Origin of the sequence: Bacillus sp. RC251 (assembly GCF_044908765.1) — a bacterium.
Lineage (GTDB): Bacteria > Bacillota > Bacilli > Bacillales > Bacillaceae_G > Bacillus_A > Bacillus_A wiedmannii.
This window is the reverse complement of the sequence record NZ_JBIYDP010000013.1, coordinates 60138-73940: the sequence shown is the minus strand read 5'-3', so window position 1 is coordinate 73940 and position 13803 is coordinate 60138. Positions and strand designations below refer to the sequence as shown.

13 protein-coding genes and 1 pseudogene are annotated in these 13803 nt (G+C 33.1%); 3 read left to right on the top strand and 11 right to left on the bottom strand.

The genetic code is table 11. The annotated features are described in order from the left end of the window. Positions 1–80: 80 nt before the first annotated feature. The 4 genes and pseudogenes from ABH961_RS25715 to ABH961_RS25700 all read right to left on the bottom strand — a co-directional run. A pseudogene (locus ABH961_RS25715) lies at positions 81–310 on the bottom strand (IS4 family transposase); the annotation flags it as partial. A 279-nt stretch (positions 311–589) separates the two neighbouring features. Continuing rightward, the gene (locus ABH961_RS25710) at positions 590–2419 is read right to left on the bottom strand and encodes an ABC transporter ATP-binding protein (protein ID WP_404520307.1); all 1830 of its coding nucleotides are present in this window, start codon (positions 2417–2419) and stop codon (positions 590–592) included. Continuing rightward, positions 2412–4175 (bottom strand): ABC transporter ATP-binding protein, encoded by a 1764-nt coding sequence (locus ABH961_RS25705; protein ID WP_404520351.1) that lies wholly within the window; start codon positions 4173–4175, stop codon positions 2412–2414. The genes ABH961_RS25710 and ABH961_RS25705 overlap by 8 nt, the downstream gene beginning before the upstream one ends. A gap of 147 nt (positions 4176–4322) precedes the next feature. Continuing rightward, positions 4323–4934: a TetR/AcrR family transcriptional regulator gene (locus ABH961_RS25700; RefSeq protein ID WP_404520305.1), complete on the bottom strand. Its 612-nt coding sequence runs from the start codon at positions 4932–4934 to the stop codon at positions 4323–4325. 656 nt (positions 4935–5590) lie between these two features. Between ABH961_RS25700 and ABH961_RS25695 the strand changes: the two genes are divergently transcribed. Further along, entirely contained in the window at positions 5591–6250 is a 660-nt protein-coding gene (locus ABH961_RS25695) for a TetR/AcrR family transcriptional regulator (protein ID WP_404520303.1), read from the top strand. A 13-nt stretch (positions 6251–6263) separates the two neighbouring features. Then, complete coding sequence (locus ABH961_RS25690) at positions 6264–7037, top strand: CPBP family intramembrane glutamic endopeptidase (RefSeq protein ID WP_404520302.1); 774 nt, start codon at positions 6264–6266, stop codon at positions 7035–7037. Between the two features lie 192 nt (positions 7038–7229). Here ABH961_RS25690 and ABH961_RS25685 read toward each other — a convergent pair whose 3' ends face one another. Both ABH961_RS25685 and ABH961_RS25680 read right to left on the bottom strand, forming a co-directional pair. Further along, positions 7230–8237: an MBL fold metallo-hydrolase gene (locus ABH961_RS25685; protein ID WP_404520300.1), complete on the bottom strand. Its 1008-nt coding sequence runs from the start codon at positions 8235–8237 to the stop codon at positions 7230–7232. Positions 8238–8440: 203 nt separating this feature from the next. After that, positions 8441–8659, bottom strand: a complete 219-nt coding sequence (locus ABH961_RS25680) for a hypothetical protein (RefSeq protein WP_404520298.1) — start codon at positions 8657–8659, stop codon at positions 8441–8443. Between the two features lie 85 nt (positions 8660–8744). Between ABH961_RS25680 and ABH961_RS25675 the strand changes: the two genes are divergently transcribed. Then, on the top strand, positions 8745–9329 hold the full coding sequence (locus ABH961_RS25675) for a TetR/AcrR family transcriptional regulator (RefSeq protein ID WP_404520296.1): 585 nt from the start codon (positions 8745–8747) through the stop codon (positions 9327–9329). A gap of 231 nt (positions 9330–9560) precedes the next feature. Here ABH961_RS25675 and hfq read toward each other — a convergent pair whose 3' ends face one another. The 5 genes from hfq to ABH961_RS25650 all read right to left on the bottom strand — a co-directional run bounded on the left by hfq (position 9561) and on the right by ABH961_RS25650 (position 13520). Beyond that, a complete protein-coding gene (gene hfq, locus ABH961_RS25670) occupies positions 9561–9749 on the bottom strand; it encodes an RNA chaperone Hfq (protein WP_404520294.1) in 189 nt (62 codons plus the stop codon). A 430-nt stretch (positions 9750–10179) separates the two neighbouring features. Then, positions 10180–10785, bottom strand: coding sequence for a TetR/AcrR family transcriptional regulator (locus ABH961_RS25665; protein WP_404520292.1), 606 nt, complete (start codon positions 10783–10785; stop codon positions 10180–10182). 259 nt (positions 10786–11044) lie between these two features. Then, entirely contained in the window at positions 11045–11626 is a 582-nt protein-coding gene (locus ABH961_RS25660) for a 5' nucleotidase, NT5C type (RefSeq protein WP_088609985.1), read from the bottom strand. Positions 11627–11677: 51 nt separating this feature from the next. Next, positions 11678–12790 carry a bifunctional diaminohydroxyphosphoribosylaminopyrimidine deaminase/5-amino-6-(5-phosphoribosylamino)uracil reductase RibD gene (ribD, locus tag ABH961_RS25655; protein ID WP_404520291.1) on the bottom strand — a complete coding sequence of 371 codons (1113 nt, stop codon included), beginning with the start codon at positions 12788–12790 and terminating at the stop codon, positions 11678–11680. Further along, complete coding sequence (locus ABH961_RS25650; RefSeq protein ID WP_404520289.1) at positions 12783–13520, bottom strand: GTP cyclohydrolase II; 738 nt, start codon at positions 13518–13520, stop codon at positions 12783–12785. Before ABH961_RS25650 ends, ribD begins: the two co-directional genes overlap by 8 nt. Positions 13521–13803 lie beyond the last annotated feature (283 nt).

Genomic DNA, 13803 nt, shown 5'->3' with positions numbered 1-13803 from the left:
CTTTTAAAAGGTACTGCCACCATTCAAATTAAAGAAGTATAGTTTGTGATTATAAAATAGAACTTGATTTATATTACAATATTCATAAGTGTAGCTGTATTTGCATAAAGCTGACTACATAATCGAGTAAGAGAATCCCTTGCTACCTGTTGACTAATCCAGATACATAAAGCAGCCAAATCTCGTGCCCCATACTTACCTTTTTTATAAAACCTGTCTCTTGTGCAAGCTGTTAAAGAATATGTAGAGATAAATATCGCTGTAGTTCTTCAGCAAATAAATGAAACTCATCTTGAATCGATAGATTCATACAAAAACGCTATCCTTTCTGTATATTTCTACAAAAAGGATAGCGTTTTTTGGATTATATGGATACAAATTTATCTTAGCTTGATAGCGATGTATAGGGGAGAATATGCCCACCACCCCAACACATCTATAGATACATTTTTAAATTCAATTTTCATAAAAACTGTAATTAGTCTTGTTCACATTTTTCTTTATATACAACTTTAAATCCTATTGAAAATTCAACAGCCAGATAAATCTTATGTTCATCTCCATCTTTGCAACAGAACCATTTCAATTTTTAAGATGCAGTTTCAAACTGACTATTGTATAGATCCGCATAGAATCCTTTCTCTGCAATCAACTCTTCATGATTACCACTTTCAATAATATCTCCGTCTTTCATAACCAAAATCAAATCAGCGTTTTTAATTGTAGAAAGTCTATGTGCAATAACAAATGATGTTTTTCCCACCATCAATTTATCCATTGCTTCCTGAATAAGCGCTTCAGTACGCGTGTCAACAGAACTAGTAGCTTCATCTAAGATAAGCAATGGTGCCTTTTTAACCATTGCCCTTGCAATAGTAAGAAGCTGTTTTTGTCCTACAGATAAACTTGCTTTATCATTTAATACTGTACCGTAACCTTTCGGCAAGGTTCTAATAAAATGATCCAGGCCCACTGCCTTACAAGCTACAACCACTTCTTCATCGGTTACGTCTTCTTTATTATAAAGGATATTTTCCTTAATGGTACCTTCGAATAGCCAAGTATCTTGCAACACCATGCAAAATAAATCGTGAACATTTTTACGAGTAATCGACTTAGTCGGTACACCCTCAATCTTGATTTCTCCGCTATCTACTTCATAGAAACGCATGAGGAGATTAACAAGCGTTGTTTTCCCAGCCCCAGTAGGTCCGACAATTGCAACTTTTTGGCCAGCTTTTATATGAGTAGAGAAATCTTTAATAATAAGCTTCTCTTTAGTATATCCAAACTTAACGTTTTTAAATTCCACATTGCCTTTGACATCTTCGGCATCTAAAGTAGCTTCTTTATCACTTTCGTCTTCAAGTTCAGCTTCTTCTAAGAATTCAAATACACGTTCGCTTGCTGCAGCAGTTGACTGCAAACTTGTAGCTGCTTGCGCTAACTGAGATAATGGCTGCGTAAATAAACGGATATAAACCATAAACGAAACAATAACACCAAATGTAATGGAACCTTTCATCGCTAGTGTAGCACCTACTACACAAACAACAACATAACCTAAATTTCCAATAAAAATCATGAGAGGCATCATCATGCCCGACATAAACTGTGATCTCCACGCACTATTAAAAAGACTTTCATTGATTTTATTAAATTGTTGCTTCGCTTTTTTATCACCGTTATAAACCTTCACTACATCATGCCCTGAATAGATTTCTTCAATATGACCATTCATTCTACCAAGGTCTTTTTGCTGGCGTATGAAGTATTTTTGGGATTTGGATATGATGAAAATCATTAATACAAACCCAACGGCAGTTGCAGCAATAGCAGAAAGTGTCATCGTAACATTAATAGAGAACATCATAATCAAAGATCCTAAGAACATAACTACCGCTGTCACTAGCGAACCAATACTTTGGTTTAGAGTCTGACCAATCATATCCACATCATTAGTGACACGACTTAACACATCTCCATAGGTTGTAGAGTCAAAGTATTTCAATGGTAATTTATCGATTTTGTCCGCAATATCCGTACGTAACCTTTTGGAAACTCGCTGAGTAATAGTAGCCATAATAAACGACTGAATATAGTTAAAAATAAAACTCAATCCGTACAAAATAGCAAGGAACAGAGCAATTTTTCCTATAGCCGTAATATCAATCTCACCTCCAATGCCCTCCGTAATTAAATCGGTTATCTCACTAAGCTTATCCGGTCCAATGATAGTAAAAATTGTTCCTGCTGCTGCCAATACAAGCGCAAAGATAATCGCTGGCAAATAAGGTTTACAATAGGAAATTAACTTTCCCCACGGCTTTTTAAAGTTCTTTGGCTTTTGTCCAGGAGCAACCATTCCCCCTTGACCACCGGTACCTTTTCGAGGACTATTTGTTTGATGATTACTCATTTTCCAACTCCTCCTTCGATAGTTGTGAATAGGCAATTTCCTGATAAGTCTTACAGGTTTCTAACAATTCACTATGTTTCCCCATACCAACGATTTTACCTTCATCAAGAACGATGATTTTATCAGCATCTTTAATCGTTCCAATTCGCTGTGCTACAATCAAAGTGGTTGCACCCTTCGTTTCTTTTTTTAAGGTAGAACGAAGCTGACGATCTGTTTTATAATCTAGGGCAGAGAACGAATCATCAAAAATAAAGATTTCTGGATTTCTGCTTACTGCTCTTGCAATAGAAAGGCGTTGTTTTTGTCCTCCGGAAAGGTTTGTACCGCCTTGTGCAATAGCCGCATCATATTCGTCGCCCATTTTTTCTACAAATTCTTTTCCTTGGGCAATTTCCACCGCATTTTTGATATCCTCATCTGTTGGTGGAGTCTGGCCGTTATCACCGTAGGCAACATTAGATTTTACTGTACCTGAAAATAATACGGCTTTTTGAGAAACGTAACCAAGCTTATTATGAAGAGCTTCTTTTGTATATTCTTTCACATTGATTCCGTCAACTAGCACCTCTCCCTCAGTAGCATCGTAAAACCTTGGGATTAAATTAATCAGCGTACTTTTACCACTACCAGTAGAGCCAATAAAAGCGACTGTTTCACCTGTATGTGCCGTAAAGCTAATATTTTCTAAAACATATTCTCCTGCATCAGGATATTTAAAGCTAACATTACGTAGTTCGATTTCACCATCAATTCCCTTAGGTGATGATTGTCTTTCTCCATCAGTAATTGTCTCAGGTGTATCTAGTACTTCATTAATACGTGCTGCAGATACTGATGCTCTAGGTAACATAATAAACGTCATCGCTAATAACATAAAAGCCATTACCACCTGCATCGCATAAGATGAAAATACTACCATATCACTGAACAAACTGATTCTATCCATTCCACCTGCATTCATAATCAAATGAGCTCCAATCCAATAGATAGAAAGAGTTAAACCTGACATAATTAGACTCATACCCGGCTGCATAATGGCCATCAGACGGTTCACCAAAAGGTTTGTATCTGTTAAATCTTTATTTGCTTTTTCGAATTTTTCCTCCTGATACTCTTGTGCATTATAAGCATGAACAACACGAATACCAGTTAAACCTTCTCTTGTTACTCTGTTAAGATTATCTGTCATTTTTTGAACTACTTTAAATTTTGGTAGCACAAAAATGATTATGCTGCCTATCATAACAAGTAAAACAACGACAGCTACCCCTGTTGCCGCTGACCATTGCCAACTTTTCCCCGTAATCTTCAAAATGGCCCAAACTGCAAGGATAGGGGCTTTAATCATAACTTGAAGACCCATTGCAACAGTCTGCTGTATTTGCGTTATATCATTGGTAGAACGAGTAATAAGACTGGCCGTTGAAAAACCATTGATTTCTTCCATAGAGAAAGATAACGTTTTGTCAAACACTCCTTTTCGTAATTCCTTTGAAAGAGATGTTGCTACTCTTGCTGCAAAATAACCGACAATAACTGACAGTATCATACTGCCAAGGGCACATAAAAGCATCTTCCCTCCTGCTGCCCATATCTCGCTCGTTCCGCTACCCTTTGTCTGTACAAGCGTTGTAATTTCAGACATAAAATCCGGCAACTTCAAATCTAACCAAACTTGTCCTGCAATGAACACGATACTGGTTACAATAAGCATCCATTCTTTTTTCTTTAAGTATTTAAATATTTTCAACATATTTACATTTCTCCTCATTCTTCGTTAATATGCCAATGATATGGTGAAAAAACAATTCAAAATAGAACCCTCTTCACGCCGGTTAATAATGAATAAAATCAATTTTTAAACCTTTTACTTTTTTATGAATATCTTTCATTTAGTCACTCATTTATAAAGCCCTTTTTTTAGCAATGAAAGTTCTAAAGCATAGCTTTTCACCGACTCATCGAAGGGTAATTCCTTCGCGAAATTTTGAATAAGATTATGAAACGTCACCGCCGTGATAATCTTCATGACATGGAAAATTTCTCGTTCATCTGTAATGTTCAATTTTTCTGTATTTATTAAAATCATGATTTCGGACAATCGACTTTTATGATCATCCTCGTTCATATTTCGAGTCAATGTATTTTCAACTTTATAATTCATATTCAAAAAAGCATTTCTAAAAAAGTTTCGATTTTCTAAGTTTTGAAATTTCTTTAGAAGGTATTGGTATAATTCGAAATATGCAGCAAATAAATCACCATCATTTTCTTTTAATATTGAAATCAATTTTTCATTGTCTCTTTTGGTGTGATCACTTAATAAATAGAAGAAAATATCTTCTTTATCCTCAAAGTATTGATAAAAACTTCCCCTAGGTATTCCTGCATCTTTGATAATATTGGAAATCGATGCTTCGAATAATGGAACTCTTGAAAATTCTTTCATTGCTGCCTGAATTAATACTTCTTTTTTTTCCCTTTCTAAATTAAAAAATGTTTGTTTAGGCATTTTTCTCCCTCCGATCAAATTAACATGTGACAAGGTGTCATGATTAAGTGTAAATCAATAATATATGACAACGTGTCATACGTCAACGGAAAAATATGACATGCTGTCACAATCGTTTAACTAGGGTTTAGTGTGAAGCGACCCCATGTCCATCAAACTAGCAGAACAGGTTGTCCAAAACGATAAAATGAACTTAGGTGCTATAAAACACACAAAATTTCCTTTTAGTGGGTAATCTAAAATCTTAGCTTGATGGTTATGGGGTACCGCCACATCACTATCAAGCGAAGGCCATATAAAGTTAATCATAGTAGAGTTTGCTTCTTTTTTCTAAAGGTTACGTGTAGAGAATTTAAAAACTGCAAGTTTTTTTATAAGTTATATAGAAATCCCCCTTGTTTTTGAATGTGAGTGCTGGCTGGGGGCGGTGGTGCTAGCCCTCGTTTAACGTTGATCTAACTGAAAAAAAGATAATACACTGGTTTGTATATCTCTTAATTGGTACTGGTATACCCCATTTAGTTGGATATATTACATGGTGGATTTTATAATTGTATTAAAATGACAATAGTGTCGTTTTATTTTGACAACAAATGGATATTGACATACAATAAAATGACAATAGTGTCATTTTATTTTTTTGTTAGGAGGTAACTATGCCAAAGGTAAGCCATGGATATGTAATAAGTAAGAAAAATGCTATTTTAGAAGCAGCATTATCAGTATGTAAAGTTAAGCCACTCTATGAAATTAGGATGAGAGATATTATTAAAGCGTCAGGATTAAGTCAAGGGGGGATTTATCGTTATTATTCAGATTTAGATGAGATACTTGTTGCACTTATTAATCAAGCTAATGCTAATGCCGACTATAAGCAGGCTGTAGATGCAATCATGGAAAATAGCAATGCTCCTAAAGAGATCATAGAAAAGCTATTTACTTTTCTTGGGGAGTACATTACAGAAAACTTATCAACGATTGGCAAAATTCAATTTGAGCTTACAGTCTTATTTGCGAACAATCCAAACAGGCAAAAGAAAATTTTATCCAATATCACTGAAAATGAAAGCGGACAATACTTGGTCGAGCAATTATTTAATACAATTCTTACTGGAATTTCTTCAGAGAGCTTTCAGCCTACAGTATCTTCAGAAGATTTATTTACTTTTATCATGACATCCATTGATGGAATTGTAAGAGATGTCATGTTACAAAAATGCTACGGTATGTTCCAGAATGAACAAATGCAATTTGACGAAGTCCGTCTGATGGATACTCTATGTAAGTCTGTATTATTATTGTTAGGATCTAAATAAGGAGGTTTCACAAATGGGGAAAGAGATAAGAAGGTTTCTATTCTATACCTTTGTTTCGTCTTGGATACTATGGGGCGGCCTAGCGATATTAACACAGTTTAATCTGCTCAGGTTTGGAACTGTATTTTCAATAATATTGTTTATTCTTGGTGGTGTTACCCCTGCTATTTGTGAAATTTGGCTGAAAAGGAAATATACCTCAAAAGAAGAGTTTAAATCACTTATTAATAATATAAAAAATCCTAGGCATCCATTAGCATGGTACTTATTTACCATCGGACTTGCATTTGCAGCTTGTTTTTTGCCTACTCTTTGGGGTGGAGCATCTATGGAGAACCCTCTCTATCTGGCATTGATTGAATTCCCAATTATGATTATAGGGGGTGGTTTGGAAGAAATCGGTTGGCGCGGTTATTTACAGCCAACGTTGCAAAAAAAATGGTCGTCATTCACAAGTACGCTCATTGTGGGTAGTATTTGGGCAATATGGCATCTGCCATTGTGGTTTGTGGTTGGTTCAAATCAAATGAGCATGAATTTCCTCTGGTTCACTCTAAGTGCTTTGGCATTATCTTTTCTGCTGACGGTCATTTATTCATCCACCAATAGTATTTTTCTATGTATTATTTTCCATGCCTTTATTAATTCATTCTGGGATGTATATATACCAGATACGAATGTTATATCCGCTTTATTTACACTTTTATTTGCACTATTTATTTTTATTGTATTTGAATTTTATCGAAAGTGGAATAACACCAAAGGACATAAATTACTTAATAGATAGTAATGTTTCTATTACCTAACTAATAATACATTTTTAATTTTGTTGATAACAAAATTAAGGATATATTCACACATCCCTCAACTTAAGAATTTTATAACGCCCCCAAATAAGATTTTTATCTGAAAATATCAATTTTACTGTTTTGGGGGTGTCTTTTTCATTAGCTTGATAGAGGTGTGGAAGATCCCTTTTTTAGAAGTAAATACTTCTAAAACCTTGTAGTATTTGAAAATCAATTTTATCTGCTTTTGTCCTTTGAATGATAAAATCTAATCCATTTTTGGTATTGTCCGCATATTTAGGCATTGCTTCAAGAGTATCTGTCAATGGTTTGGTGAAATCGTCCCAATGTATTGGGATAACAAGCTTCGGTTGTACTTTTTGTACAGTTTGCTCGTAATACGTATTTTGGAAAGTACTTTCCTGCTTTCCTAATACCCCTATTCCTAAAAACAAGACATCAGCTCGAATATCATCTAATACACCTTCTATATAGTTAGCACTTGGTTTAACAAGGAAAGTTTTATTATTATACGTAATCAAGTAATCATATGAAGAGTCTTCATGATAATCTAGGGCTTTAGCTGGTTGTTTAAGTGGATTTTTTATTTTTTCTCCTTCATCAAAGGTTGGTGAATGTTTCGATGGAAGGACAGTAACAGTAAAATCACCAAACTTCATAGCCTTATTTACTTCATATACAGACATCTGGTTCTTATTTATATCACCACCAATACCTATGTTAATTGCTGATTCTGAACCATATATATGTGTTCCAGTTCGTTTAGCTATATAAGCTAAATCAAACGCATGATCACAATGTGTATGTGCAATAAATAATCCCTTAAGTTTATTATTATCAGCCCCTATTTGATTAAAAATTTTATCCACAGTATCTTCATCTGTTTTTATATTGCTGAACAATATTTTTGGTAAGGATGGCCTAGAAATAAAACCATCAATCATTAATTGTGTATTTCCATCATCAAATAGTAAAGAGGATGTTCCTAAAAATGTGACCTTTACCTCACCTTGATTCAATACGTTTTGTGTTGTTTTTGGAGCATAATAAGCCTTGTATTGTTGAATATCTGCTGAAGGTGTTAAAAACTTATAATAAACGAAAATAGAAGCGATTATTACTAGTACTAATACTCCTATAAAAAACACCCTTAATTTTTTTCTTAATGTGTATTTCAAAAAACATCCTCCTTTCTAGACAAAAGATATTATTATTTGACTGTGCTAAATCCTCCTACTTGAGGTTACCACAAAGTATCTATAAAACTTAAAAAACGCCATCCTTTCCTATGATTCTACAGAAAGAATAGCGTATTTTTTCTTTTTATGGATACATTTTTTTAGCTCGATAGTGATGTGATGATACCTCAAATATAATAATTTTATTTGAAGGTCTCTATTAAATTTGTTTCAAATTTTTTCATAGGTTGGTATACAAGAACGTGTAGTGATAAACCTATCACTGCAGAAATGTTTAAAATAATACTTATAATCATTAAAGACCATTCTATAACTGGAGAAAAGTATCCATTCGTACTTAATGTAGAAGAACTTACACCAAGTATTAAAATCACTATTAGTAAAGGTAAGTTTTTAACCAATTTGAATCCCCCATTTAAATATAATATCTTTATATTATTATATTACACTAGTTTATGTAATTATATAGGTAAGGGGGAATAAGGGGTGCAAAAAAAAAATTTAACGAAAAGAAAACAACAAGCTCTACAAACAGAGAACAATATATTTCTTGTGTTTTTAAATTTAAAGAAAGAAAAAGAAATTGAAAATCTAACTATTGAGGATATTTGTAAAAAGGCAAATATCTCCGTAGGCACTTTTTATCATTATTTTTCTTCCAAAGAAGATATTTATCAAAAATTATTTCAACAAATTGAACAAAACCTACATGTTGAATTAGAAAGTATAGATCAACATACGACAGTGCAAAAAACTATTTTGAATTTCTTCCAATGCATAGCAGAATATACAACTAAATTAGAGTTACATATAAATCTCCTTAACGACTTCAACAAAAGAATATTTGTATATGAACCTTCTTTAATTTATAGAACTCTAAATAATCTTGTTTATAAAGGAAGAACGGAAAAAGAATTAATAAATGATATGACTGTAGAAGAAATCACAACGTATCTTTTTATAATTGCTAGAGGAATTATATTAGACTGGTGTCTTTTAGGTGGTAGGTACTCACTAGAGCAGCGAATGGATACTTATATGAAATTAACCTTGAAATCTTTAAAACTCTAAATTTTAATCAAACGCTACGCTTTCTTGTCCCTATTTGTGCGTTTAGTAAAATTTTATCATTTGGGGGTATTTGAACATCTAAATCAAAAGAAAAAGTATAACCCTTCTTTATATTGCGAGAAAGAAGAATTATGCTTTTTCTTTTTTTAATAGAATATATTAAGCCAATATCATTTTTGCTTTTTATAAAATCTATTGTCTTAAAACTAAAATTTTATTAACTTTGAAAAATTACTTAGTAATAGTAGAAATAGCTTGTTTATAAATTAATTGGTATTTATTATGAGCCATTACAAGGACAGAGTATGTATCCATTGAAAGTATTTGTCCTCGTATCGGAACACCACTTTTCAAAAATATAGTAACCGTTCTTTTTGTATCTATTAGTTCTTTATACATATCCTCTTGTATCATTTTCATATTTTCCCCTCCCCGTTTAAATCGTAACATATTTTAAATATTGATATCATTGGATTAAAGTAATTATTACTTGAAAAATTAATAAGGTTTTATTGTTTTCTGATAATATACTCCTTCCTCAAAATTTTGAAGGTGTGAAACTTCAATTATAAGTGGGAAATGAATTTCGGTTTGTCATAGCCAGAAACTCTTGATAAACGAGCTATATGAAATTCATTGATAGTTTGATATAAGAAGTTGCAGGAAGAAAATAGAGTGCGAAAAACAAGCCATTCGGTCTCTGCATAACATATCAACCGTACCAAAAGAATGTCCATGCGTCGGACATCTAGGGGGGAACACCCTAAAGTAACGCTCAGCGAGTCGAAAGGTTACTTTCGTCGTGGAACTGAGAAGCTCCCACTTCAAGCTTTGCTAAGTGGCGAGTAGTTCACAATGTTGGATTATGTATTAATGAAGAAATAATTCTGTTTACAAGATCATCTGTTATCCACTCTGTTTTCATATCGTCAGCATCTTTTTGATCAATGGAATCAATAAATTTTTTGAATTTCGGAAATAAGACAATAGATGTAATCCAATAAATTGCATGATTCGTTGAAAAGAAATGAAAAAAGCCTTGTTCTTTCCCTTTCAATAAAATTTGTTTTAATTGTTCGAAATTCCCAATAATATATGGTTTAACTTTTTCTAATCGTGAACTTTCCTTGAGAATTTCTTCATATACAAGCGCTCCAATTTCAGGATGTTGTTTTATATGTGTAATAAAGAAAGTTAAATATTGTCTAAGAGCATTTCTAGAATTATACTGTGTTTCCTCAAGAAAATTGGGTAGTTTTTTTGCAAAACCATATTTTTTAAACACTTCTAAGTAAAGATGCTCTTTCCCTTTAAAATAATATGAAACCATAGCAACATTTACCCTTGCTTCTATTGCGATTTCTTGGATACTTGTACCATCATAACCACGCTCTCCAAATTTTTTCTTAGCCGCTTCTAAGATGTTTTCAATCGTCTGCTCGCGGGATTTTCCCATTCTATACACCTCAAATTATAAATAATGTATTAAAAAAATTAATATGTGCTTTATATCACAAACTTTTATGAAATTCAATTATATATTTTAAATTAAGATTTAACAAATGATCAGATATTAATCGTTTTTGTAAAAATATTTCCTATTTACTAAATGTAAAATAATGATGATATACAAAAAGAAGGAAAGACATACCACATATGTCTTTCCTTTTAAAAATATCTAGCCCCAGATAATTTTGACTCCATTTGAATTGTTTTTAGTTATCTACATATGTATCTTTTTTTACGATATCTATCAATTCAGTCCAACTTGTAATGCGGGGAATATTAAGGTAATCATTGTAAGAAGTATTTTTTGCATACACTTTAATTGGTTGTCCTATTAAAGTTTCTAAGACAGCTGGCTTATCATCAAAGAAATAATCTAGCTTTATTTCCTGTATGAAATGTATTTTCTCTTCATCTTTCATCCCATAGAAAAAGCGATCCTCATGTACTGGAAAATTCTTTTCCAGTAACCATCTTTTTGTTTGCTCTCCATGTTCTTTAGGTCGCGCAGTTATATAATATACTTCATGTCCCTGTCTTTCTAATTCTTGTAATGTCTCTACTGCATATGGAAACGGTAAACAAGAAGTATAATAAATTTCATCAAGCAAACTGTTCCACATCTGACCACCTTCCTCGGAAGTCATGCCAAATGCTTCATGAATTTCAATTGTTTTTAAAGAATGAAATACATCCAATCCTACTTCTTTGTTTAATTTTTTGTTATATAAATGAAAAGCATGCTGTCTTAAATCAATTAAAGTATCATCGATATCAAATCCAAACTTCACTCTTCATCGCCCCTTTCTGTACTTCATTTAATGTAAAAAATAAGTAGTTTTTTATTTTCCTTCTTCCTCATATTCACCACATTCAGGATAACCAATAAATTTATAATCTTTTCCAACTTGGGTAAATGATATATCCTTAAATTCAATTGCATCTTGCATTTTAGTAATGCCTGTACCCTCTACAAAGCTAGGTGCCATTCTTCCCCCAATAATCTTAGGTGCGATATACAATACAAGTTTATCCATTAATTTATTTTCAATAAACGATGCATTCACCTCTCCTCCACCTTCAATAAGAAGAGAAGAAACCCCTTTTTGTCCTAAAATATCAAGCATTTCATGTAAATTTATATGTTTTTCTCCACTAGTAACAAACACTTTGACACCTGCATGTTCTAATGCTTGCTTTTTCACTGCATCATGATTATTTGTTGTAAAGATCCAGGTAGCAGCTTCTCCATCTGTAACAACTTTTGATTTCATTGAGATCCGTAAGGTAGAATCTACTATCACCCGAATTGGATTTCGTCCATTTGGAATACGCGTTGTTAATGAAGGGTTATCTTTTTGTACTGTATTAGCCCCTACTAAAATAGCTGCATTTTCATTTCTTATCTGATGTACATCCTGTCTTGCTTCTTCAGATGTAATCCACTTACTATCCGATTCAGACGTAGCAATTTTCCCATCTAATGTAACACCAGATTTAACCGTTACAAATGGGCGTTTTGTCATAATATATTTGTTAAAGACTTCATTCATCTTTCTCGCTTCTTCTTCACAGATTCCTACAATTACTTCAATACCAGCATCTTGTAGAATTCTAATGCCACGTCCAGAAACAAGAGGATTAGGATCAAGTGTAGCAACTACTACTCTTTTAATTCCTGCTTGTACAATTGCTTCTGCACAAGGACCTGTTCTTCCATGATGAGAACAAGGCTCTAGGGTAACATAAATCGTGCCACCACGGGCCTGTTCTGCCGCCATACGTATCGCGTGTATTTCGGCATGTGGTTCCCCCGCCTTCATATGTACTCCGATTCCTACAATTCGATTGTTATTTACAATTACGGATCCAACCAGTGGATTTGGAGTAGTTTGTCCCTTCATAGCCTTAGCATTTTCAAGGGCTAACCTCATATATTTCTCATGCTCACCCATGTAAATGACCTCCCTCAAAATGCCCAGAGCGATGGATTTTCGTTTGTAAATATTTCTCATTGAATTCTGAGACGTCCCCCCATAATGGCTCACGACTCGTAACATTTAATCCTGCTTTTTGCAACGCTTCTAGTTTTCTTGGATTATTTGTAATCAACTTTACAGGTTTTAAGCGTAATGCTTTTAATACTTCAATTGTATCATCGTAATTACGAACGTCATCATCAAAACCTAAATTTAAATTAGCTTCTACTGTATCTAAGCCGTTTTCTTGCAGGATATACGTCATCGCTTTACTAAACAAACCAATTCCTCTTCCCTCATGATTTGCTAGGTAGAATAGAGCGCCTGCGCCATGTTCTGTAATCATTTGTAAGGATTGCTTTAATTGGAACCCACAATCACAACGTTTACTACCAAAAATATCACCCGTATGACAAATACTATGCATACGAATCAGTGCATCTTCAGCATTCTCAAAATCACCGTACACAAGTACACTAGATTGTTGCATATCTGCTAAATTAAGAAATGATAGTTTTTCAATAATACCTTCTATACCATTCGTAACTTCATTAGTTTGTAACCAAGAATACCATTGGAAAATTTTCGTTTCCCCATATAAATTAATTGGTAATTTGATAGGGCCAACAAGATAAATCTCTTTTCCATCTTGATGTATTAATTGAATTTTATCTTCTAACATATGAATTGTATCTGTTGTAACCATTAGGTACCTCCTAGTTTAGAGAATCTCTAAAAAGTTCTCTTCCATTTTATATTTTTTATTATTTAACTTACACAACGTAAGTATTTTTACAAATGATATTCTTGTTCTCTTAGCTTATATTCAATATGTATCATCATATCTTTAGCAAATTAGAGAAAAAATTGTTAGTTACATAAAATAACTCGGTTACTTTATGTAAGTGAGTATACATTTACAATCAATTTACGTCAAGTAATTAATTATAAAAAAATTTGTTACTAATTATAAGATGTTATATAATTTC

Excerpts from the sequence above, each read along its gene's own strand:
- ABH961_RS25710 (WP_404520307.1), bottom strand. The coding sequence starts at position 2,419 with ATGAGTAATCATCAAACAAATAGTCCTCGAAAAGGTACCGGTGGTCAA.
- ABH961_RS25705 (WP_404520351.1), bottom strand. The coding sequence starts at position 4,175 with ATGTTGAAAATATTTAAATACTTAAAGAAAAAAGAATGGATGCTTATT.
- ABH961_RS25700 (WP_404520305.1), bottom strand. The coding sequence starts at position 4,934 with ATGCCTAAACAAACATTTTTTAATTTAGAAAGGGAAAAAAAAGAAGTA.
- ABH961_RS25695 (WP_404520303.1), top strand. The coding sequence starts at position 5,591 with ATGCCAAAGGTAAGCCATGGATATGTAATAAGTAAGAAAAATGCTATT.
- ABH961_RS25690 (WP_404520302.1), top strand. The coding sequence starts at position 6,264 with ATGGGGAAAGAGATAAGAAGGTTTCTATTCTATACCTTTGTTTCGTCT.
- hfq (WP_404520294.1), bottom strand. The coding sequence starts at position 9,749 with ATGAAAATGATACAAGAGGATATGTATAAAGAACTAATAGATACAAAA.
- ABH961_RS25665 (WP_404520292.1), bottom strand. The coding sequence starts at position 10,785 with ATGGGAAAATCCCGCGAGCAGACGATTGAAAACATCTTAGAAGCGGCT.
- ribD (WP_404520291.1), bottom strand. The coding sequence starts at position 12,790 with ATGGGTGAGCATGAGAAATATATGAGGTTAGCCCTTGAAAATGCTAAG.
- ABH961_RS25650 (WP_404520289.1), bottom strand. The coding sequence starts at position 13,520 with ATGGTTACAACAGATACAATTCATATGTTAGAAGATAAAATTCAATTA.